At 31.6% G+C, this 538-nt stretch carries 1 protein-coding gene; it reads left to right on the plus strand.

Translation table 11 applies throughout. From position 1 onward, the window contains the following. Positions 1–134: 134 nt before the first annotated feature. Positions 135–538: glycosyltransferase family 2 protein (locus CWM53_RS20295; protein WP_133124373.1), on the plus strand; the 404-nt coding region annotated here is incomplete at its 3' end.

A 538-nucleotide genomic window follows, 5' to 3' on the forward strand; every position in this document is an offset into this window, starting at 1 on the left:
AATAATATAAGTAAAAGTAGGTTTTTGAAAAGGATTTATTTTTACATAAAATCTGGTGTTTACCATCAATATAAACTCGGTACATTATCAACCATAATTTACGTTTGTGTTGGGAAAATGTAGTAAGGTGCTATGTGAATATACTAGCTTCGCTTGTTCTTTATAAACATTCTTTTCAAGAAATTGAGCTTACGCTTGATTCGTTATTAAATGAAAAGAATATCGATAAACTAGTTATAGTGGATAATGGTTCTTTTTGTACCTGGTTGGATGATTATAAGCACGATAAAGTTGATGTCATAAGATTACCTGATAATGAAGGTTTTGGCGCAGGGCATAATAAAGTATTTGAACATTATAAAAACCAATGTAGTTATTTTTTGATTTGTAATCCTGACATTTACTATGCTCAGGGCGAGGTTGATAAACTGTTTTCCTTTTGTAAGGAAAATTCGGTCGACCTTTCAGTTCCTAAAATCATATATCCAAATGGTGCATTACAATATGCGACAAAGCTATTGCCGGCACCATTTCAACT

Source organism: Klebsiella sp. A-Nf5 (assembly GCF_002810545.1).
Taxonomy (GTDB): domain Bacteria; phylum Pseudomonadota; class Gammaproteobacteria; order Enterobacterales; family Enterobacteriaceae; genus Klebsiella; species Klebsiella variicola.